The sequence below is a fragment of the Halorubrum sp. DM2 genome (genome assembly GCF_901686465.1).
GTDB lineage: Archaea > Halobacteriota > Halobacteria > Halobacteriales > Haloferacaceae > Halorubrum.
On record NZ_LR594487.1, the window covers coordinates 2618765 to 2638629 of the forward strand.

A 19865-nucleotide genomic window follows, 5' to 3' on the forward strand; every position below is an offset into this window, starting at 1 on the left:
GGAGACACCGACGCGTTTCTGAACGAACGTGTCTCTTCTCGCGAATATTGTCACTTTTAGACGCCGTAATCCGTTTAAATCCAGATATAATTGGACGTATATTCACCAGATTCCTCACGATCGTCCCCTCGCGTCGGACCGGTTTTCGACGAACGTCGAACCTTTTGCCTCGGAGATCGGTCCCGGACTCCGGTGTTCGGGGGCACGCCGACGCGGTGCGGCCGTCGGGCGCGACCGGCGATCAGACCGCTTTCGACACGGGCAGGACCGACGCCGACGGGAAGGCGTTTGTGTCTCGCCCGCCGATCCGAGGTATGGACACGACAGCGACGGTCGAGTCGGTCGCCTCGGTCGGGCCCGACACCTACGCCCTCCGGTTCCGCGCGCCAGACGGGTTCGCGGCCGAACCGGGACAGTTCGTGAAGCTCGGCACCGAGATAGACGGGGAGTCGGTCGCGCGCTTCTACACCCTCTCGTCGCCCCGCGTGGACGACTCCTTCGAGGTCACGGTCGGCATCGACCCCGACGAGGGCGGCGACTTCTCGGCGTTCCTCGCCGACGCCGAGGCCGGCACCGAGATGACCCTCTCGGGCCCGTACGGCGACCAGCACTACGACGGCGAGGCCCGCGCGGTCGTGATCGCCGGCGGTCCCGGGATCGGTCCCGCGGTCGCCATCGCGGAGCGCGCGCTCGACGAGGGGGCCGAGGCCGCGGTCGTCTACCGCGACGGCGACGTCGCCCACGCCGACCGGATCGACGCCCTCCGCGAGCGGGGTGCCGCGGTCCGCCTCCTCGGCGCGGACGACCCTCTCACCGACGCCGTCGGCGACGTGCTCACGGGCGCGGACGACGAGACGGTGTTCGTCTACGGGTTCGCCGACCTCGTCGCGGACGCGGAGGCCGCCGTCGACGCGGCCGGCGGCGACGCGGACGCCGCGAAGGTCGAGAACTTCGGGTAGCCACCGGGTCCGGCCCAACGTTCTGATCCTCGTCGCGTCCCCCGCCGGTGCCGCCACGCTTTAGCTATCCGCCCAGAGACGTGCCGGTATGGACTACCGACGACTCGGGAACACCGGGCTCAGCGTCTCGGAGCTGTGCCTCGGAACGTGGCGGTTCGGTCGCGAGACGAACGGCGTCGTCGAGACGGGCCGCGAGGAGGCCCACGAACTGCTCGACGCGGCCGGGGACCGCGGGATCAACTTCATCGACACGGCGAACGTCTACGGGACGCCGCACGGGACGAGCGAGGAGTACATCGGCGAGTGGCTCGACGAGCGCGACCGCGAGGACTACGTGATCGCCTCGAAGGTGTACTTCCCGTTCGACGGCCGCGGCGAGCCGGGACCGAACGACTCCGGGCTCGGCCGGAAGCACATCCGCGCGCAGGTCGAGGGCACTCTCGACCGCCTCGACACCGACTACCTCGACGTCTACTACATCCACCGCTGGGACGAGGAGACGCCCATCGAGGAGACGATGCGCGCGCTCGACGAACTCGTCTCCGAGGGGAAGGTCCACCACCTCGGCGCGTCGACGATGGCGGCTTGGCGGCTCACGAAGGCGCAGTGGACCGCCGACGTCAACGACTACGCCTCCTTCGACGTGGTCCAGCCCCTCCACCACGCGGGCTACTACGAGGACGTGAAAGAGTACCTCGACGTCTGTATCGATCAGGACCTCGCAGTCTGCCCGTACTCCCCGCTCGCGGGCGGGTTCCTCACCGGGAAGTACGAGCGCGCCGACCCCGACGACCCCGAGCAGGTGATCGCGCCCGACGGGTCGCGGGCGAGCTTCGACGACCGGTTCGAGCGCTTCTACCTCTCCGAGCGCGGCTGGAAGGTGCTCGACGCGGTCCGGGAGGTCGCCGACGAACTCGACGCCACGCCCGCACAGGTCGCGCTCGCGTGGCTCTCCGGCTGGGACGAGTTCACCTGCGTGCCCATCGTGGGCGCGCGGACGGTCGACCAGCTCGACGAGAACGTCGCCGCGACCGACCTCGACCTCTCCGACGCGCAGTGGGACCGGATCATGGACGCGCGCTACGACCCGGACGGGACCCTCTGGGGGCACTGAGCGGAAGGTCTCCGAGAGTCCCGCCCGCTACGTCTCGAAGTCCGGGAGGTCGTCCGGTGCGTCGAAGTCGGCCTCCCAGTCGATGTACTCCGTTTTGAGCGTCTCGCAGACGATCTGCCCCAGCTCCGTGAGACCGGCGTTGATCGCGGAGACGGTCCCCCACGAGTCGAGGTCGGGGTGGAGGTCGCGCTCCTTCCAGTCCTCGGGCAACCCCGGCGCGTGGTAGCCGACGCGGTCGGCGAAGTCGTCCCAGAAGAAGTCGAAGCGGGAGACTAATTCGAGGTCGAGCGCGATCCGCCAGTCTTCTTCGTCCATGTCGCTGCCGGCGGCCCACTCGTCGAACGCCTCCTCCCACGCGCCCTCGCGGAGGAACGCTTCGAGCTCGTCGCGGCGGTACTCGCCGCCCGAGACCTCGGCGTCCTCGTACTCGTTCGGGTCGACGGCGGCGAGTTCGGGGGGATCCGGCGGGTCGACGTCGAGTGACATGTGCCGGTGTGGGGGCCGCCGGGGCAAAACGCTACGGGAACGCGGTCCGCGGCGCGGTCGGTGCGGCCGATCCGGTCCGTTTACGGCGGTCGCGCGCCGAGTCCCGGTATGGACCTCCGCGCCGTCTCGCGCCGGGTGGGAATCGCCGCCGCCGTCGCCACCGTGGTCGCGCTCGTCGCGCCGTACGCGGTCATTTCGGGACCGGAGTACTCCTCACAGCTGGCGACGTACTACGCGTCCGGCGTCGTTGGCTGGGGCGGAATCACGCTTTTCGCACTCCTGAGCGCGGTCGTCATCGCCTCCGTCGAGCGGGGGAACGTCGACCCCGGAACGCTCGCCGGCGTGGCGGTCGTCCTCGCGTTCGCGACCACTCTGAGCGCGGCGACGTGGGCCGCGGCGGTCGAGCCGAGTCCGGTGTTCCGCGACAACCTCTGGCTGGTGTGGCACGCGCCCGCCGTCGTCGCGCTGTCCGTTCCCCTGCCGCTCTCCGCGGCGACGTACGCCCGGGCCGTGTTGTCTTGACTTCCTCCCACGACTGAAATCGTGGGATTCCCCGAAGGGGAATTCAAGGTTGCGCGTTTCCTTGGCCCTCAAGTACGCTTTCGCGTGGGGCGTTCAACGGTTGCCGTCCGGTTACGACCCCAGACGTGCGTTCCAGCGCTTACAGCCCGGTCAAACGGGCCTTCCCACCCGGACGCGCCGGGCGTGGTTCAGGAGAGCTTTGCTCTCCCGTCATCACGAAAGACGCGGAGCGTCTTTCGAACGACTTCGACGGCCCGAGTACCGGATCGGGCCTCACGGTCAGGTATTCAGCCGACTGGGTACCGCCAGTCGCGTCCGACCCGTAGGCCGGGACGTGGCGGAGTGGTTTCCGGCTTTCTTACCCGGCGGACTGTAGACGCGAAGCGTCTGTTAGGGTCGAAGACCCCGTGCCACAACCGGGGAACACCGTCACCTATCAATACGGGAGCGCCGAAATTAAGCGTTCGGTACGGAACTCCAAACCCGCCATCGAACGGTGGTTTTCTTCTCACCGTATCGGCTTTATCCCACGGCTGAAGCCGTGGGCTTTCGCCTCGCTACCACTGTAACGCCCCGCCGGTCTCGCACGGCGGTCCGACCGCGCCGCCGACACTCGCCGAACGAAAGGCCCTTATGCCGGACCCGAGTATCGCCGAACGGACTAGGTCGGGCGGTTAGGCCCCGCTCGCAACCCGTGAGGCAGTCTTCAGCGGGGACCGAACAGCGGGCACGTCCGGTCAGACCGGCACGGGCCCCGAGAGCCAACGTGGAAGCCTCGTCCGCCGGGGACAGCGGTCCGCGACGCCCGCTCGCAGGAGCGGTCCGTCGCGGTTCGTCGGCGACACCGGGTCAGGCGCGGAAGCGAGCAGCCCACCGCCGGACGCCCGTCGCTCGTCGGGTCGCGGGGTGGAGGAGGCAATCGGGATACCCCGTGACGGAACGCCGGGCTACCCCGCCTGTCCGCCATTCATACGCGTTCTCCGATGGATTAGCGACTGGCTCGTTGGGATACGTTCGGGCCGATTAGCTGTACGCGATTGACCTCGCCATGACCGAGACCACCGAAGCCCCAGCCGCGAGGACTCGATGCGCTCGCTGCGCGCCTCACTCGGTCACTGCGTTCCCTCGTTGTGGTGCTTGCGTCGCGCGTCTTCGTCCTCGCGGCTGCCCCTTCGAGTCCCGCCCCGCACAGCACCGCAACCGCACCTCACGCCTCCCCAGCCTCGTCGCTGGCGGTCGTCGCTTCGCTCTACCGCCAGCGACTCCCTCGCGCGGTGCCGCTCGGCCGCAGAGCGGCCTCGCGGGCACGCGCCACCGCGAGTGGACGAATCGGAGCGTCAGCGTAGAGAGCGGGCCGAGAAGGGACTTGTCAGCGCCCGGTGTCGTACTTGTACGTCGCCGATTCGGGGTCGATCCCGAAGTCCTCGGCCGATTCCTCCGGCTCGTCGCCGCCGGTCGGCTCGGCCTCTTTGAACGCCTGCCGGAACCGAGACGGCATCTCGAAGTCGTCGACCGCGAGTTCGAGCCCGACGACGCCGCCGCCGAGGAACTCCCGCTTCTCGGTGAGCCGGTCCGAGAGCGCGGGCGGGAGGTCGTCGGTGTCGACACGCTCGAAGCCGAACTGTGTCAGGTACTCCGGCTGGTCGGTGAGTACGTACACCGTCTCGAACCCGTCCGCGGCCGCGGTGTCGACGAGGCGCTCGACGACGTGCGCCCCGACCCCGCGGTCGCGCCACTTCGGGAGGACCCCGATGCCGGTCAGCTCGATCCGGTTCTCCTCGTCCTCGTCGCCGCGGTGGAGCCGGAGTCGACCGAAGCCGGCCCGGTCGTTCGACTCCTCGTCGACCGCGATCACGTAGTCCCGTGACCGGAAGGCGACGTCGTCGAGCCCCAGTTGCTCGATCGCGTCCAACAACCACGCCTCGTCACGGTTTTTCGCGTCGCGGACGTACATGGTCCGGCGTACGACTGCGGAGGTAAAAAGCGATTCCCCGACGGGACCGGCGTCTCCCCCCCCCACGACGGCGGCCCGCGATGGCCCGGGGTGACCCATGAGGGGCGCGTCGCACGCGCATCGGGTCGCTTTTGCCCGCCGGCCGCCGACCCGACGCGTATGGAATTCGCCGCGCTGGCGGAACGGGCGGAACGGCTGGCCGCGATCGACGGCGACATCGAGACGACGCTCGCGGCGGCCGACCTGCTCGCCGACGCCGGCTCCGCGGGGGACGCCGACGCCGCCGATGACGAGTCGGACGACGACCTCTCGGTCGTCACCCGCTTCCTGCTCGGCCGCGTCTTCCCCGCCCACGACACGCGCACCCTCGACGTGGGGCCCGCGCTCTGCCGCGAGGCGATCGCCCGCGCCGCCGGCCGGAACGTGTCGGCGAGCGACGTCGAGGAGCGCCTCGCGGCGCGCGGCGAGATCGGTGCCGTCGCGGCCGCGTACGACTTCGGCGGACAGCAGGGACTCGCCGCGTACGGCGGGGGGCGCGACGCGCTCACCGTCGCCGCCGTCGACGAGCGACTGCGCGAACTCGCGGCCGAGAGCGGCGACGGGAGCGAGTCGCGCAAGCGGGACGCGCTGTTCGGGCTGTTCACCCGGTGTTCGCCGAGCGAGGCGGCGTTCCTCGCCCGCCTCGTCCTCGGGGAGATGCGCCTCGGCGTCGGGGAGGGGACGGTCCGGGACGCGGTGGCGGAGGCGTTCCTCGCGCCCGATCCAGACGACGCTGGCGACGACGACGCGTCTGATGACGACTCCGACGACGATGCTGACGGCGACGATGCGTCCGACGACGACGCTAATGGCGATGACGACTCCGACGGGCCCGCGCTCCGTGCGAGCGACGAGGCGGTCGCGGCCGTCGAGCGCGCCCTTCAGGTGACCAACGACTACGGCCGGGTCGCGGTCCGCGCCCGCGACGAGGGGATTGAGGGGCTGCGCGCGGAGTCGCTGCGCGTCGGCCGACCGGTTCAAGCGATGCTCGCGCAGGCGGGCACCGCGACCGACGCGGTCGACTCGTTCGGCGAGGTCGCCGTCGAGACGAAGTTCGACGGCGCGCGCGTTCAGGTCCACTACGCGCCGGACGGGACCGCCCCGGCGGACGCGGACGCGAGCGACCGTGACGACGTGGCGCTCGGCCCGCGGCTCTACTCGCGGAACATGGACGACGTGACCGAGGCGCTCCCGGAGATCGTCGAGTACGTCGCAGAGCGCGTCGACGTCCCTGTCATCCTCGACGGCGAGGTCGTCGCGGTCGACGACGCGGGCGACCCGCTCCCGTTTCAGGAGGTGCTTCGGCGGTTCCGCCGGAAACACGACGTCGACCGGATGCGGGAGACCGTCTCGCTGCGGCTCCACGCCTTCGACTGCCTCCACGCCGACGGCGACGACCTGCTCGACGAACCCCTCCGCGTCCGCCACGAGCGGCTTCGGGCGGCCCTCGGCGACGCGGCGGCGGATCTCACGCTTGCGGACGACCCGGACGCGATCGCCGCCGCGGAGCGCGACGCCCTCGACGCGGGCCACGAGGGCGTCATGCTAAAAAGTCCGGAGGCGGCGTATACCCCCGGCAACCGCGGGCGCGACTGGCTGAAACGCAAGCCCGACGTGGAGACGCTCGACGCGGTCGTCGTCGGGGCCGAGTGGGGGGAGGGACGCCGCGCGGAACTGTTCGGGACGTTCCTGCTCGCCGTCCGCGACGAGGGCGTCGCGAGCGACGCCCCGGACCGCGACGCGTTCACCTCCGACGCGTCCGGGGGCGACGCCCTCGATGACGCGGCGGACCTCCTTCCGCCGGGATACGCCACGGTCGGGAAGGTCGCCACGGGAATCACCGACGAGGCGCTCGGCGACCTCACGGAACGGTTGGAGCCGCACGTCGTCGGCGAGTCGGGCACGACGGTCGCGTTCGACCCGGTGCTGGTGATCGAGGTCGGCTACGAGGAGATCCAGACCTCGCCGACGTACTCGGCCGGCTACGCCCTCCGGTTCCCCCGGTTCGTCGGCGTCCGCGAGGACAAGTCGGTCGACGACGCCGACTCGCTCGCCCGCGTCCGCCGGCTCGCCGGCGACGACTGATCGGGCGGCGGAAGGGCGGGCGGACAAGGGGCTCGACAGACGACCCGCGTTCCGCCACGCGAAACCCCTTCACGCTCCGGCTCGTACGGTCGAGTATGCTTGGCCCCCTCGGCGACGCGACGCGGCGCGACCTCACCGACGCGGCCGCCGCCCGGCTCGCCGCGGAGGGGTTTACCGTCACCCGCCCGGAGTCGGGCACGGAACCGCCCGCGGTCGCGACCCGGGGCGACGACCGGGTCGCAGTGGAGCCGCTCGCCGCGGACGACGCGACACCCGTCGTGATCACCTCGCGGCTTGGCCACGCGCTCGACCGCGACCGTCGCGTCCTGTTTGCCGTCCGCGACGCCGACACCGCGGCCGCCGTGCGCGACCTCCTCGCCGACCCGCCGCTGCTCGCCGCCCGCCGCGACGGCCGCCGGACGTTCCACCTCGGGCCGGACCGGGTCCCGGTCTCCGGCGGCGGCTACGCCTGCGTCCGCGCCGACGGCCTCGGCGAGCCGACGTTCGCCTGGCGCGAGACCGACACTCCTGCCGGGCCGATCGCGGCCGGCGCGGACGTCGACGCCGCCGCGGTCGACGAGGACGGTCGACCGGCGGTCCCGCGGCTGGTCTGCGAGGTCGACGGAAGTCCTGTCGCGGTCCTCGCGGGCGTCGAGAGCCTTCGGACGCCGGCCGACGATGTCTTCCCGTTCGCGTACCGCCGCGACCCGGCCGACAAGCGGTTCCGCGTCCGGCGGGGCGACGACGGGACCGTCGTCGAGACGGTCGGCGGATTCGCCGCGTTGCGCGACGCCGGGTACGTCCCGGTCCCGATGCCGCTGGTGCCGGAACACGCGCTCGGGCGGTCGCTCGACGACGACGCGCTCGCCGCCGCGTGGGACCTCGCCGTGATCGACGACGGGGACCCCCGCTTGACCGGCGACGGCGGGTCGACCGGCGATGAGGGGTCCGAAGTCGGCCGCGACCGCGACCGCGACCGCGACCGATAGCCACCCTCAAGACGACTCCGGACGGAGACCGCGACATGACGGTCCGCTACGAGGAGTTCGCGGTTGAGTGGCTCGGCTACGCGACGGCGCGGCTGGAGACCGACGGGGGACCGGTCGTCTACACCGACCCCGGCCGGTACGGCGTCCTCGACGACTACTGGGCGCGCGACGGCGACCTCGTCGTCGTCACCCACGACCACCACTACGACAGCGACGGGATCCGGTCGGTCGCGAGCGGGGACGCGACGCTCGTGATCTACGAGGCGGTCGACCCCGCCGGTATCGACCGCGACGTGGAGCCGATCGACGCGCTCGCAGACGACTACGAGATCGTCCGCGTCGGCGAGGAGGACCGCGTCGACGTCGACACGCCCGCGGGCGAGGTACGGGTGTGGTCCGTCCCCGCCCACAACGACCCCGAGGGACCGAACGCCGGACCCGACGGCTCCGTCGCGCACCCGCCCGGCTTCGGCTGCGGGTTCCTGCTGTCGCTCGGCGGGCGCACCGTCTTCTGGCCCGGCGACTCGGACGCGCTCGACGGGTTCGCCGAACTCGACGTCTCCGTCTTCCTCGCGAACATCGGCGGAGGCGGCATCGTCGCGGACCGGTGCGAGGCGGCCGAATTGGCCGAGGCGATGGGACCCGACCTCGTCGTCCCGATCCACTACGACACCTTCGAGAAGCTGGAAGCCGACGGCGAGGCGTTCGCCGGCGACGTCGCGAGCCGGTCGATCCCCGTCGCGCTCGACGCGCGCTCGGCGAACCAGTAGAGCGGTCCCCGCGACCCGGATCCAGGCGTTCTTTCGGCCGGAGGCCTTTTTACGCCGCCGCGTCCTTCCCCGGTCGCATGACCACCGAGTCTGCGCTCGCAGACGGGGTCCGGGAGGCGCTCTCGGTCGACGCCGAGGCGTTCGCCGAGCGCGCGGCCGAGGAGGCCGAGATCGTCAAACAAGAGCTCCACGACGGCTCCTTCGACAACCACCAGTCGATCGTCGGCTTCGAGTACGAGTTCTACGCGGTCGGCGACGGCCGGTGGAGCGAGGAGTCCCGGGCGGGCGAGTACGCCCTCATGAGAGTCCCGCGCCGCATGTTGGAGCTGATGGGCTTCGAGAAGGAGCTGGGACTCCACAACGCGGAGATGTGTACGAGCCCGCAGCCGCTCTCCGACCACGGGCTCCGCGCGCAGCTCGCCGAGGTCCGCGCGCGGCTGGAGGCCGCGGAGAACACCGCGGGCGTCGAGGGGATGCGGCTCGTCTCCGACGGGCTCTGGACCATCCCGCCCGCGGGCGAGACGGCGCGCGAGTACCTCACCGACAGCGTCGAGGTTGACGGCGTCGTCGTCGCGGTCAACATGAGCGACGCGGTCCGGTACCACGCGATGGCCAACACCCGCCGGGAGGGGTCGACGGACGCCGACCCGAACGCCGGGGACGGGAATCCGGCAGTCCGCCTCGACGCGCCGGGCGTGTCGCTGGCGGCCGAGACGGTGATGCCCGAGAGCCTCATCACGTCCGTTCAGCCGCACTACCAGGTGGCACGCGCCGATACGCTCCCGGAGCACTTCCGGTACGCGCTGCGGATCGCCGGCCCGCTACTGGCGCTCGGCGCGAACTCTCCCTTCTTCCCGCCCGACCTGTACGACGACGACTGGGACGGCGAGCGGGTCCTCGCCGAGGGCGCGACCGCGAACCGGATCCACGTCTTCGAGTCGGTCCTCAACTCGCGGACCGACGCCGACAAGGTGCGGTTCCCGCGCGACTTCCGCGACGTCGAGACCGCGGTCGACCGCATCGCGGCCGACGAGACGCTGATCCCGATGCCGGACCCCGGCGGCAGCGACCGGTTCGACGACGCGTTCGCGACGTTCCGCACGAAACACGGCAGCTACTGGCGGTGGGTCCGCCCCGTCTTCGAGGGGTCCAGCCGCTCGGCCGCGAACGCCCGCATCGAGTTCCGCCCCATCCCCGGCCAGCCCACCGTCCGCGACTCCATCGCCTTCCAGGGAACTTTCGCGGGGCTGATGCAGGCGCTCCCGCAGCGCGAACACCCCGTCATCGGACTCGACTGGGAGACCGCCCGCGACAACTTCTACGCCGCGGTCGCGGACGGACTCGACGCCGACATGGAGTGGATCGGCCTCGACGGCGAGCGCACGACCGATATCGACGCGCTGTACGACGACCTTCTCGACCACGCGGAGGCGGGACTCAGAACCGCCGGCTGCGCCGACGACGAGGCCGCCGCGTGGGTCGCGCCGCTCCGCTGGCGCGTCGCGAACCGCATGACGCCGGCGAGCTGGAAGCGGGACCGCGTCCGCGACCGCCTCGACGACGGCGACGACTTCGCGACCGCGGTCCAGGACACCCAGCGGGAGTACATCGACCGTCAGTCCGAGACGCTCATCGAGGGCGGCTTCTCGGCGTGGACGGACGACGACTGACCCGACCTCTCGCGACGCTTTTCCAACTTTTCTGGCGGTGGCGCGTGCCTCTGAGCGGTCGCCACCGGCGACCGCGAGGAGCACCGCGCGAGGGAGTCGACCGGTCGGAGCGAAGCGGAGACCGGTCGACGAGGCTGGGGAGGCGTGAGGTGCGGTGCTGCGCGGTGCGGGACGGGGACTCGAAGGGGCAGCCACGAGGCGGGCGCAGGCGACGCAAGCACTGGAAGGAGCGAGCAGCGCGAGCGACTGAAGCGCGCAGCGAGCGTGCGCCCGCCTCGTGGCTGGGGCTTCGGCGGTCTCGGTCGCGGAGTAACCTTTGTCGTCACCATCGACCCACCGATCCGCGACACAGTACAGTTATCGGCGCGCCGTCCGATCGCCCGACCATGGACGATCTGATCGCCGCGGCCAGAGAAGCCCTGACGAACGCCCACGTCCCGTACTCCGAGTACCGCGTCGGCGCGGCGCTCGAAACCGCCGACGGAACCGTCTACACCGGCTGTAACATCGAGAACGCTAACTACTCCAACAGCCTCCACGCCGAGGAGGTCGCGCTCGCGGAGGCGGTGAAGAACGGTCACCACGAGTTCGAGCGGATCGCGGTCTCCTCCGGCGTCCGCGACGGCGTCACCCCCTGCGGGATGTGCCGGCAGACGCTCGCGGAGTTCGCGGCCGACGACCTCGTCGTCGCCTGCGACGAGGGCGGCGACGCGGTCGCGGAGTACACGCTCGGCGAACTGCTCCCGAACACCATCTCGGAGGGGACGCTCGACGACGCGAGCGAAGCGGGCGAGGCGCGCGACGCCGGCGACTGATCCGGTCGACGCCGCCTCGCCGAAGCCGGCGTTGGGTGTCGCCGCACTCTGGGCACCGGAACGCCCCCGTTCTTTCGGACTATCGACGGGTCCGTCGGAGCGCCTTCCGGCTCACTCGCCGAGACCGCTCTCGGAGAGGACCCGCTCGGCGGACGACTTGAAGGCCTCCCGCTCCTCGGCGAGGCGGTCGTTCGTGAGCGAGCCGTCGCGTTTCACGACCTCGCCGTCGACGACCACGGTGTCGACGTTCCCGACGCCCGCTTGGAACGCCACCGTCTCGACCGGGTTGTTGACCGGTAGCGTGTTGATGTCGCCACCGTCGATCACGACGAGGTCGGCGCGCTTCCCCGGCGTGATCGAGCCGACGCGGTCCTCCAGCCTGAGCGCCCGGGCACCCTCGATCGTCGCGATCTCCAGCGCCCGGTGCGGGTTGATGGAGACCTCGGTCGTCTGCTCGCCGCGCTCGACGACCGGCCGATTGTCGAGTCCCCGCTGGACGCCGACCGCCATACGGGTTTGCGTGAACATGTCGCCGCTGACGTTCGAGACGATGTCGACCCCGACCGACGGGGTTGCGCCCGCCGCCGCCGCCTTCCCGAGGACCGGTGTCCCCATCCCCATCTGGAGTTCGACCTCCGGCGTCGTCGACACCGAGCCGCCGGAGTCGCCGACGAGCGCGAACTCCTCGTCCTCGAAGCGGTTAGCGTGGACGTAGTTGAGGTCGTCGCCGAGCAGCCCCAGCTCCTCTAAGGTGTAGACGCCGCCGCCGCCGAGGGACCCGATGTGCATCGAGGCGGGGATGCCCATCTCGCGGGCGCGAGTGATGTCCTCTTCGACCACCTCATCCGTGGCGTAGTCGGGGCCGCGGATCCCCATCGCGAGCGTGATCCGGTCGTCGGCGACGGGGAAGCGCTCGTCGTGGAGCCGCTCGATGTCGTCCGGGTGCGGCTCCGTGCTCGCCTCCCACCACGTCGCGCCGTCGTCGCCCGGCGGCCCGTGGGCGAACACCGCCCGGATACCCGCGTCCTCCAAGCCGTCGATCGCCCGGTCGGAGTGGTCCGGGGAGTTAGCGATGTGGAACCAGTCGAGAATCGTCGTCGTCCCGGCGTTGAGCTGTTCCGCGGCACCGAACAGGTTCCCGAGGTAGGCGTCGTCCGGCTCGTAGTGGCTGCTCACCTCGCCGAGCATGATCTCGAGGTAGTCGGAGAACGTCCAGTCGCCCGCGATCCCGCGTACGCCGGCCTGCCACGTGTGGAGGTGCGTGTTGACGAACCCGGGCGCGACGACCGACCCCGACGCGTCGATGACCGTCGCGCCGTCGGCGTCGATCCCCTCGGCGACCTCGATTATCTCGCCGTCCTCCACGTAGACGTCCGCGCGCTCCAAGACGCCGATGTCGGGATCGACGGAGATCACGCTCCCGTCCCGCAGGAGGAGCCCGTTCGAGCCGCCTCCTCCGGATTCGCCGCCGTCGTCGCCGCCGATCGACCCCATACAGCCCGCGATCGAAAGCGAGAGCGCCGCCGCTCCGCCCGTCAGATAGTTCCGTCGCGACACGCCGCCGTCGTCGTTCGTTCCTCGTCGCATTGTCGACAGTCTCGATTCGGGCCGCCGAACCGTGGGCGTTCGTTCGGTATGTTCCAACCGCGGTTTCGGGGCGGGCAACGCGTCGGCTGGGGCGGCGGGCGACGCGTCGGCTACGGGGTGGTCTCCTCGGCCTCGACGGCGTCGGACGCGAGCGCGGACCGCCCGCCGAGGTAGTTCTTCGCGAGCCAGGCCTCGGCGCGCGAGACGCGGTACTGGAGGGTTGACACCGGGATCTGCTCCGCCTCTGCGACCTCCTGAAGTGACATCCGGCGTGGGGTGTCGTAGTAGCCGCGTTCGATCGCGGTCCGGAGCGCGTCGCGCTGTTCCGGCGGGAGGTCGTCGGCGTCCGGCTGGCCGACCGTCCAGTCGGGAGAGCCGTCGACTCGCTCGAACGTCAGTTCGAGACCGGGTCGGAGGTTCGCTTCGAGCTCCTCGTAGACGGGGCTGAGGGCGCTGTCGTCGTCGACGAGCACGCTCCACTCGTAGGCGTTCCCGTACTGCTGTGCCCGGCAGAGTGCCCCGTCACCCAGCCGCTGTGTCACGAGGTACGGCACCGACCGACAGCCCTCTCCCTCCGACTGCTTCGAGTAGATGAGCCGGCTCGTCCGGCGCTCGGCGAGCACCTCGTGTTCCCAGTCGAGTTCGCACCCGCCCATTCCCCGGAGGTTCGAACAGCGGGGGAGTTCTTCGAGCCGGCGGTCGTACGCCGCGAGCGCCTCCGGCGGTCCCGTGACCTCGTCGACGCGCCACATCGTCTCCGCGGTCGCGTGACAGGAGACCGTCCGGGAGTACAGCCCCGGGTTCTCGATGAACACGTCCATCAGGTCGTCGGCACCCTCCTCGTAGGTAACCGTGAAATCGAACGCCTGCATGTCCGTCGGTACGCCCGATCCGTACAAGAACACACGGTTGGCATATGCCGACTCGGCGTCGCGAACCGAAGGATCGGTCCGACCCCCGAGCCGCGGCGGCGGTCGCCCCGAGCCGGAACTACTTTTAAATACCTCCCCCAACCGCGAGGACATGACAGACGAGACCGACGCGGACGCTCCCGCCGTCGACTCCCCGGCGTCCGACGCCGAGAGCGAAGACCCCAACGACGAGGCCGGCTACCACGTCGAGGCCGCGGCCGAGGATGTCGCCGACGCCGTCCTGCTCCCCGGCAACCCCGAGCGCGTCGACAAGATCACGGCGCTGTGGGACGACCACGAGGAGGTCGCGCGCCACCGCGAGTACCGCACCGCGACCGGCAGCTACGACGGGACCCCGATCTCCGTCACCTCGACCGGGATCGGGTCGCCCTCGGCCGCCATCGCCGTCGAGGAGCTCGCGCGCGTCGGCGTCGACACGTTCATTCGAGTCGGTTCCTGCGGCGCGATCCAGCCGGAGATGGACGTCGGCGATCTGGTGATCACGACCGGCGCGGTCCGGCAGGAGGGGACGAGCGACGAGTACGTCCGCGAGGACTACCCCGCGAGCGCCGACGGCGAGGTCGTCTCCGCGCTAGTCGCCGCCGCGGAGCGGCTGGGCCACGACTACCACACCGGCGTCACGATGAGCGCTGACTCCTTCTACGCGGGCCAGGGACGCCCCGGGTTCGAGGGGTTCGAGGCCGCCGGCTCGGACGAGTTGGTCGCGGAGCTACGGGACGCGAACGTGAAGAACATCGAGATGGAGGCGTCGGCGATCCTCACCATCGCGAACGTGTACGGGCTCCGGGCGGGGGCGGTCTGTTCGGTGTACGCGAACCGTATCACCGGCGAGTTCCGGACGGAGGGCGAGTCGCGCGCCGCAGAGACCGCGAGCCTCGCGGTGAAGCTGCTCGCGCGTATGGACGAGGTGAAACGCGAGGCGGGTGCCGACCGCTGGCACGCCGGGCTCTCGCTGTAGCGAGTGTAGGCCTGCCGCGTTCGCAATATTTGCTGGCAGTCGTTCCAAAGCGACTTTATCCGCGGGCCGCGGAGCGACACGCATGAGTACACAGGTCGTGGTCGTCGGCTCCGGGTACGCCGGCGCAGGGGCGGTGAAGGCGTTCGAAGACGAGGTCGGCGAGGGCGAGGCGGAGCTCACGTGGATCTCCGAACACGACTACCACCTCGTTTTACACGAGGTCCACCGCGCGATCCGCAACCCCGCGGTCGAAGACAAGATTACGATCCCCGTCGACGAGATCAAATCGCCCGAGTCCGACTTCGTCCAGGGTCGGGTCGTCGACGTCGACCCCGAGGAGCGAGTCGTCGAGACGGACGACGGGACGACCGTCGACTACGACTACCTCCTCTTGGGTGTCGGCTCCACGACGGCCTTCTTCGGCATCGAGGGGCTGAAGGAGAACGCCCACCAGCTGAAGGGCCTGGAGGACGCGAAGGCGATCCACGAGGACGTCCGCGAGGCGGCGGCCGAGGCCACCCGCTCCGACCCCGTCGAGGTCATCGTCGGCGGTGCCGGCCTCTCGGGCATCCAGACGGCGGGCGAGATCGCCGAGTACCGCGACAAGCACCGCGCGCCCATCAACATCAAGCTCGTCGAGGGCCTCGACGAGGTCTTCCCCGGCAACGACCCCCAGGTACAGGGTGCGCTGCGCCAGCGGCTGGAGGACGCCGACGTGGAGATCCTCACCGGCGACTTCATCTCGAAGGCCGACGAGGAGGCCGTCTACCTCGGCGGCGGCGAGGACGAGGAGCCGGAGGAACTCGCACACGACGTGCTGATCTGGACCGGCGGAATTACGGGCCAGCCGGAGTTAGAGAACGTCGAGGTCGACAAGGACGAGCGCTCGAACCGCGTCCACGCCGGCTCCGACTTCACCACCAGCGACGACCGCGTGTTCGCCATCGGCGACACCGCCCTCGTCGAGCAGGGCGACGACGACGTCGCGCCGCCGACCGCGCAGGCCGCCTGGCAGGCCGCCGAGGTCGCCGGGGCCAACCTCGCTCGCGCCGCCCGCGGCGCGCCGCTCCGCTCGTGGACCCACGAGGACAAGGGGACGGTCATCTCCGTCGGCGAGGACGCGGTCGCCCACGACGTGATGGGAATGCCGATCAAGACGTTCGGCGGGAAGCCCGCGAAGCTGCTGAAGAAGGCCATCGCCACGCGCTGGATCGCCAAGGTCTCCTCCGCGAGCCGCGGCGTCAGCGCGTTCGGCGACATGTGAGTAGGGGCGACTCGCGGCTATACGATGTTGCTATCGTTCATAAGCGCTCGATCAACGTGGAGACCGCCGAAGCTCAAGCCGCTCGGCGATACGTTGCTGCTTTCAGGTCGCTGATCGACACGACCGCCGAAGCCCCAGCCGCGAGGCGGGCGCACGCTCGGGGCGGTCCTCTCTCAGTCGCTCGTTTCACTCGCTCCTTCGCTGTGGTCCTGCTGTCGCCTGCGCCCGCCTCGCGGCTGCCCCTTCGAGTCCCGCCCCGCACAGCACACAGCACCGCAACCGCGCCTCACTCCTCCCCAGCCTCGCGGCTCGCGCTCTCCGAGCGCTCGCCGCGTCCCTCGCGCGGCGCTCCTCGGCCGCGATGCGGCCTCGGAGGCGCGCGCCACCGCACCGTAGATCACTCGCTTTTCCTCTGTACTGACCGCTCGAAGACGTAGAGAGGAATCGATCGCCGAGAACTTTGAGAAGGTCGTTTCGACGGAATACTCCGGCACCCGTTCGACGTGAACCCGATCGTCGCCGTTAGTGCTCGGCCGGCTCGTCGGGCGCTCGCATGTCGTCGATCCGGAGGATGAGGACGTTCGCGGTGTCGTCTTTGCCGTCGACCGTCCCGTCGATGACGAGCTTCGAGAGCGGCGTCGGACCGACGGTGACGGAGTCGCCCTCGTGGAAGTCGCGGACCGAGCCCTGAACGTGGATCTCGGCGCGGCACAGCTCGGGGTGGTGGACGCTGGAGAGGTCGATCCCGTCGACGTTGACCCCCTCGATCTGCTCGCCCTCGTGGTAGATCGGGACGTCGGCCGGCTCGTCCATGCGCTGGATGTCGAGCGCCTCGTAGGCGTTCGAGGTGGGCTTGTAGCCGCCCTTCGGTCCCGGTACGCCCTCGACCAGCTGGAGGGCCTTGAGGCTCTGCATCTGGTTGCGGATCGTTCCCGGGTTACGGTCGACCTCCTCGGCGATCGCCTCGCCTTTCACGGCGTCTTCCTGTTCCCCGTACAGGTTGATCAGGGCCGTGAGGATGCTTTTCTGGCTCGACGTGAGCTCGATCGATGACATGCGAACAGATAGATAGCGCCCCCGCTTAAATGCGATGGAACTCACTTATAAACGATCGTGTGGAATCCGCTCGGTGGCGGGCTACGGCCGGCTCCGGTCGGTTCGGGTCACTCGCCGCGCAGCCGCTTCATCCGAACGTACGCGATCGGACTGGAGAGCGCGACGACAACGCCGACGCCGACCAGCGCGAGCCCGAGGTCGGCGGAGACGAACGAGACCGCGCCGCCGACGAGTCCGACCGCCGCGCCGGTGAACGCGACCGCGATCATCGCGCCGACCGGCTCGATGTCGCCGGGCTCGACGGAGTACGAATCCGAACCGTCCATGGTCGACCCGTGGCGGTCCGGGCGCAAAACGGTGTCCGATCCGGCGAGGCGGGTACGGTAGGCACGGCGGGCACGGCTGGACGGCGATCCCCACCATTCAAGCGCCGGCGCGCCGCGTAGCCGGTATGACCACGGTCAGGATCATCGGCGCGCCGACCGACTACGGGGCGAACCGACGCGGGGTCGACATGGGACCGTCGGCGATCCGGTACGGCGGGCTCGCCGACCAGCTCGCCGGAGCGGGCGTCGAGACGACCGACGGGGGCGACCTCCTCGTCCCGCGCGCCGAGGAGCGCGATCCGGACGCGGACGCGCCGAGCGAGGGGAAGGCGAAGTTCCTCCGCGAGACGGCCGACGTCTGCCGGCGGCTCGGCGACGAGGTCGCGGCGACGCTCGCCGACGGGGAGATCCCGCTCGCGCTCGGCGGCGACCACTCCATCGCCATCGGGAGTCTCGTCGGGTCCGCGCGCGACGCGGACATCGGTGCCGTGTGGTTCGACGCGCACGCCGACCTCAACACGCCCGCGACGACGCCCTCGGGCAACGTCCACGGGATGCCGCTGGCGGCCGCGCTCGGGATCGGCGAGTTCGCGGACACCGAGTGGGCGAACGCGACGGGGCTCTCCCCGGAGAACGTCGCCTTGGTCGGTCTCCGCTCGGTCGACGAGGCGGAGGCCGAGCTGATCCGCGAGCGCGGCTTCGCGGCGTACACGATGTCCGACATCGACGAGCGGGGGATCACGGACGTCACGGAGGAGGCGCTGTCGGTCGCCGCGGCCGGCGTCGACGGGATCCACGTCAGCCTCGATCTGGACTGGCTCGACCCGAACGCGGCACCCGGCGTCGGGACGCCCGTCCGCGGCGGGGTCACCTACCGAGAGGCGCACAGCGCGATGGAGATCGTCGACGAGACGGACGCGCTCCGGTCGATGGAACTCGTCGAGGTGAATCCGACGCTCGACCAGCACAACGAGACGGCCGAACTGGCGACGGAGCTGGCGGCGAGCGCGCTCGGGAAGCGCGTGCTGTAGGGTCGAACTCGCCGAGATCGACCGCGTCAGACGCCGCGGTCGAGCTGTTCGACGACCCGCTGGAGGTCCGCTTCGGTCTCGATCTCGCCTTTGATCTCCTCGCGGCGGCGCACCGCCGCCGAGTCGGCGTCGTACGCGCGGACGAACTCGGCGCGGGTGTGCTCGTCGAACGCGTGGCGGATCGCGAAGTAGCCGTCGGGGACGATGGTGCCACACACCTTGCACTCGTGGCGCTGGTGGTCGTTGGTCTGGTGGACGATCGCCGCCTCCACGTCGTCGAAGGCGGCGTCGCAGTCGCCGATGCCGCACGTCCAGCGAGGGGCCATACCCGGACTCTCGCCCGCGGGAGATTAACGCTTTCCCACGTCGACGCCGCGTTCGGCCTGCGGTCGCGGCACCGTCGTCGTCGAACGATACGCCTTTGCGCGACGGCGACGACCGTCCGACCGTGACCCGATCGCAAACGCGCGTCGACGCCCACGTCAAGGTGCTCGACGACGAGGTCGTCGCCCGCGCGAAGGCCCGCGGGATCGACGCGCTCGTGTACGCGCCGCACTTCACGCGGCTCCCCACGGTCCGGGAGCGCGCGGCACGGTACTCCGACGACGAGCTGACCGTCGTCCCCGCCCGCGAGGTGTTCACCGGCGACTGGGGGAACCGCCGGCACCTCCTCGTCGTCGGCCTCTCCGACCCGGTCCCCGACTACATCACCTTCGAGGGCGCGATGGCGGAGTTCGTGCGGCAGGACGCCGCCGTCCTCGTCCCGCATCCCGGCTTTGCTACCATCTCGCTCACGCAGCCCGAGGTCGACGCTCACGCCGACCGGATCGACGCGATAGAGACGTACAACACGAAGCTGCTGCCCCACCAGAACGCCCGAGCGCGCCGGACCGCCGAGGCGACCGACTGCGCCGGGTTCGGCTCGTCGTACGCGCACCTCTCCGGCACGGTCGGCGAGGCGTGGACCGCCTTCGAGGGCGACCTCGACGACGCCGAGGCGGTCGCCGACGCGTTCCGCGAGCGCCGTCCCCGAAAGGTTATCCACCGCGGCGGGGCCGGCCACCGGCTCCGCGGGCTCGTCGAGTTCGCGCACCTCGGCTATGAGAACACTTGGGTGAAACTCGACCGCATGTTCCTCTCCGGCAACGAGCCGACGCTCCCGTCGAACGTCGCCTACGAGGGCCGGTTCGACGACGTGAGCGTCTACGAGTAGACGGACAAAGCGGTGGCGCGTGCCTGCGAGCGGCCGGAGGCCGCGAGACGCGAGGGACCGGAGGTCCCTCTGGCAGCCGGCGGCTCCGCCGCCGG

Annotated in this window: 19 protein-coding genes and 1 other RNA gene; 13 read left to right on the top strand and 7 right to left on the bottom strand. The window is 70.5% G+C overall.

Features of this window, described 5'->3' with window-relative positions; genetic code table 11:
• The first annotated feature begins 314 nt into the window (after positions 1–314).
• Positions 315–959, top strand: coding sequence for an FAD-dependent oxidoreductase (locus QOL69_RS13160; RefSeq protein ID WP_283403525.1), 645 nt, complete (start codon positions 315–317; stop codon positions 957–959).
• Positions 960–1047: 88 nt separating this feature from the next.
• The gene (locus QOL69_RS13165) at positions 1048–2073 is read left to right on the top strand and encodes an aldo/keto reductase (protein WP_283403526.1); all 1026 of its coding nucleotides are present in this window, start codon (positions 1048–1050) and stop codon (positions 2071–2073) included.
• A gap of 27 nt (positions 2074–2100) precedes the next feature.
• Here QOL69_RS13165 and QOL69_RS13170 read toward each other — a convergent pair whose 3' ends face one another.
• The gene (locus tag QOL69_RS13170; RefSeq protein WP_048077426.1) at positions 2101–2559 is read right to left on the bottom strand and encodes a DUF7992 family protein; all 459 of its coding nucleotides are present in this window, start codon (positions 2557–2559) and stop codon (positions 2101–2103) included.
• Between the two features lie 108 nt (positions 2560–2667).
• Here QOL69_RS13170 and QOL69_RS13175 point away from each other — a divergent pair, with 108 nt between their 5' ends.
• The gene (locus QOL69_RS13175) at positions 2668–3081 is read left to right on the top strand and encodes a DUF7548 family protein (RefSeq protein WP_283403527.1); all 414 of its coding nucleotides are present in this window, start codon (positions 2668–2670) and stop codon (positions 3079–3081) included.
• A gap of 654 nt (positions 3082–3735) precedes the next feature.
• An RNA gene (gene ffs / locus QOL69_RS13180) (signal recognition particle sRNA) lies at positions 3736–4047 on the top strand.
• A 403-nt stretch (positions 4048–4450) separates the two neighbouring features.
• Here the strand turns inward: ffs and QOL69_RS13185 are convergent.
• Positions 4451–5035, bottom strand: a complete 585-nt coding sequence (locus tag QOL69_RS13185; protein WP_283403528.1) for a GNAT family N-acetyltransferase — start codon at positions 5033–5035, stop codon at positions 4451–4453.
• A gap of 159 nt (positions 5036–5194) precedes the next feature.
• Here QOL69_RS13185 and QOL69_RS13190 point away from each other — a divergent pair, with 159 nt between their 5' ends.
• From QOL69_RS13190 to cdd, 5 genes are all read left to right on the top strand, one after another.
• Positions 5195–7159, top strand: coding sequence for an ATP-dependent DNA ligase (locus QOL69_RS13190; RefSeq protein ID WP_283403529.1), 1965 nt, complete (start codon positions 5195–5197; stop codon positions 7157–7159).
• Positions 7160–7254: 95 nt separating this feature from the next.
• Positions 7255–8148: a hypothetical protein gene (locus QOL69_RS13195; protein ID WP_283403530.1), complete on the top strand. Its 894-nt coding sequence runs from the start codon at positions 7255–7257 to the stop codon at positions 8146–8148.
• Positions 8149–8183: 35 nt separating this feature from the next.
• Entirely contained in the window at positions 8184–8918 is a 735-nt protein-coding gene (locus QOL69_RS13200; RefSeq protein ID WP_283403531.1) for an MBL fold metallo-hydrolase, read from the top strand.
• 77 nt (positions 8919–8995) lie between these two features.
• The gene (locus QOL69_RS13205; RefSeq protein ID WP_283403532.1) at positions 8996–10588 is read left to right on the top strand and encodes a glutamate-cysteine ligase family protein; all 1593 of its coding nucleotides are present in this window, start codon (positions 8996–8998) and stop codon (positions 10586–10588) included.
• Positions 10589–10947: 359 nt separating this feature from the next.
• The gene (gene cdd / locus QOL69_RS13210; protein ID WP_345782499.1) at positions 10948–11403 is read left to right on the top strand and encodes a cytidine deaminase; all 456 of its coding nucleotides are present in this window, start codon (positions 10948–10950) and stop codon (positions 11401–11403) included.
• Between the two features lie 111 nt (positions 11404–11514).
• Here the strand turns inward: cdd and QOL69_RS13215 are convergent, their stop codons facing one another.
• Positions 11515–12990, bottom strand: a complete 1476-nt coding sequence (locus QOL69_RS13215; RefSeq protein ID WP_283403534.1) for an amidohydrolase family protein — start codon at positions 12988–12990, stop codon at positions 11515–11517.
• 110 nt (positions 12991–13100) lie between these two features.
• Positions 13101–13862: a helix-turn-helix domain-containing protein gene (locus QOL69_RS13220; protein ID WP_283403535.1), complete on the bottom strand. Its 762-nt coding sequence runs from the start codon at positions 13860–13862 to the stop codon at positions 13101–13103.
• A 151-nt stretch (positions 13863–14013) separates the two neighbouring features.
• On the opposite strand from QOL69_RS13220, the gene QOL69_RS13225 reads away from it, so the two are divergent.
• Both QOL69_RS13225 and QOL69_RS13230 read left to right on the top strand, forming a co-directional pair.
• Positions 14014–14880: a nucleoside phosphorylase gene (locus QOL69_RS13225; RefSeq protein ID WP_283403536.1), complete on the top strand. Its 867-nt coding sequence runs from the start codon at positions 14014–14016 to the stop codon at positions 14878–14880.
• 82 nt (positions 14881–14962) lie between these two features.
• The gene (locus tag QOL69_RS13230) at positions 14963–16144 is read left to right on the top strand and encodes an NAD(P)/FAD-dependent oxidoreductase (protein ID WP_283403537.1); all 1182 of its coding nucleotides are present in this window, start codon (positions 14963–14965) and stop codon (positions 16142–16144) included.
• Positions 16145–16666: 522 nt separating this feature from the next.
• Here QOL69_RS13230 and QOL69_RS13235 read toward each other — a convergent pair.
• Both QOL69_RS13235 and QOL69_RS13240 read right to left on the bottom strand, forming a co-directional pair.
• On the bottom strand, positions 16667–17200 hold the full coding sequence (locus QOL69_RS13235) for an Rrf2 family transcriptional regulator (RefSeq protein ID WP_006628882.1): 534 nt from the start codon (positions 17198–17200) through the stop codon (positions 16667–16669).
• Between the two features lie 107 nt (positions 17201–17307).
• Complete coding sequence (locus QOL69_RS13240; protein ID WP_283403538.1) at positions 17308–17526, bottom strand: hypothetical protein; 219 nt, start codon at positions 17524–17526, stop codon at positions 17308–17310.
• 125 nt (positions 17527–17651) lie between these two features.
• Between QOL69_RS13240 and rocF the strand changes: the two genes are divergently transcribed.
• On the top strand, positions 17652–18557 hold the full coding sequence (gene rocF / locus QOL69_RS13245; protein ID WP_283403539.1) for an arginase: 906 nt from the start codon (positions 17652–17654) through the stop codon (positions 18555–18557).
• Positions 18558–18583: 26 nt separating this feature from the next.
• On the opposite strand, the gene QOL69_RS13250 is transcribed toward rocF, so the two are convergent.
• Entirely contained in the window at positions 18584–18883 is a 300-nt protein-coding gene (locus tag QOL69_RS13250; RefSeq protein WP_283403540.1) for a DUF7565 family protein, read from the bottom strand.
• 95 nt (positions 18884–18978) lie between these two features.
• On the opposite strand from QOL69_RS13250, the gene QOL69_RS13255 reads away from it, so the two are divergent.
• Positions 18979–19770: a PHP-associated domain-containing protein gene (locus QOL69_RS13255; protein WP_283403541.1), complete on the top strand. Its 792-nt coding sequence runs from the start codon at positions 18979–18981 to the stop codon at positions 19768–19770.
• Positions 19771–19865: the final 95 nt, after the last annotated feature.

Excerpts from the sequence above, each read along its gene's own strand:
- QOL69_RS13225 (WP_283403536.1), top strand. The coding sequence starts at position 14,014 with ATGACAGACGAGACCGACGCGGACGCTCCCGCCGTCGACTCCCCGGCG.
- QOL69_RS13195 (WP_283403530.1), top strand. The coding sequence starts at position 7,255 with ATGCTTGGCCCCCTCGGCGACGCGACGCGGCGCGACCTCACCGACGCG.
- QOL69_RS13200 (WP_283403531.1), top strand. The coding sequence starts at position 8,184 with ATGACGGTCCGCTACGAGGAGTTCGCGGTTGAGTGGCTCGGCTACGCG.
- QOL69_RS13230 (WP_283403537.1), top strand. The coding sequence starts at position 14,963 with ATGAGTACACAGGTCGTGGTCGTCGGCTCCGGGTACGCCGGCGCAGGG.
- QOL69_RS13215 (WP_283403534.1), bottom strand. The coding sequence starts at position 12,990 with ATGCGACGAGGAACGAACGACGACGGCGGCGTGTCGCGACGGAACTAT.
- QOL69_RS13205 (WP_283403532.1), top strand. The coding sequence starts at position 8,996 with ATGACCACCGAGTCTGCGCTCGCAGACGGGGTCCGGGAGGCGCTCTCG.
- QOL69_RS13160 (WP_283403525.1), top strand. The coding sequence starts at position 315 with ATGGACACGACAGCGACGGTCGAGTCGGTCGCCTCGGTCGGGCCCGAC.
- QOL69_RS13240 (WP_283403538.1), bottom strand. The coding sequence starts at position 17,526 with ATGGACGGTTCGGATTCGTACTCCGTCGAGCCCGGCGACATCGAGCCG.
- QOL69_RS13170 (WP_048077426.1), bottom strand. The coding sequence starts at position 2,559 with ATGTCACTCGACGTCGACCCGCCGGATCCCCCCGAACTCGCCGCCGTC.
- QOL69_RS13250 (WP_283403540.1), bottom strand. The coding sequence starts at position 18,883 with ATGGCCCCTCGCTGGACGTGCGGCATCGGCGACTGCGACGCCGCCTTC.
- QOL69_RS13165 (WP_283403526.1), top strand. The coding sequence starts at position 1,048 with ATGGACTACCGACGACTCGGGAACACCGGGCTCAGCGTCTCGGAGCTG.
- QOL69_RS13190 (WP_283403529.1), top strand. The coding sequence starts at position 5,195 with ATGGAATTCGCCGCGCTGGCGGAACGGGCGGAACGGCTGGCCGCGATC.
- QOL69_RS13185 (WP_283403528.1), bottom strand. The coding sequence starts at position 5,035 with ATGTACGTCCGCGACGCGAAAAACCGTGACGAGGCGTGGTTGTTGGAC.
- QOL69_RS13175 (WP_283403527.1), top strand. The coding sequence starts at position 2,668 with ATGGACCTCCGCGCCGTCTCGCGCCGGGTGGGAATCGCCGCCGCCGTC.
- rocF (WP_283403539.1), top strand. The coding sequence starts at position 17,652 with ATGACCACGGTCAGGATCATCGGCGCGCCGACCGACTACGGGGCGAAC.
- QOL69_RS13235 (WP_006628882.1), bottom strand. The coding sequence starts at position 17,200 with ATGTCATCGATCGAGCTCACGTCGAGCCAGAAAAGCATCCTCACGGCC.
- QOL69_RS13220 (WP_283403535.1), bottom strand. The coding sequence starts at position 13,862 with ATGCAGGCGTTCGATTTCACGGTTACCTACGAGGAGGGTGCCGACGAC.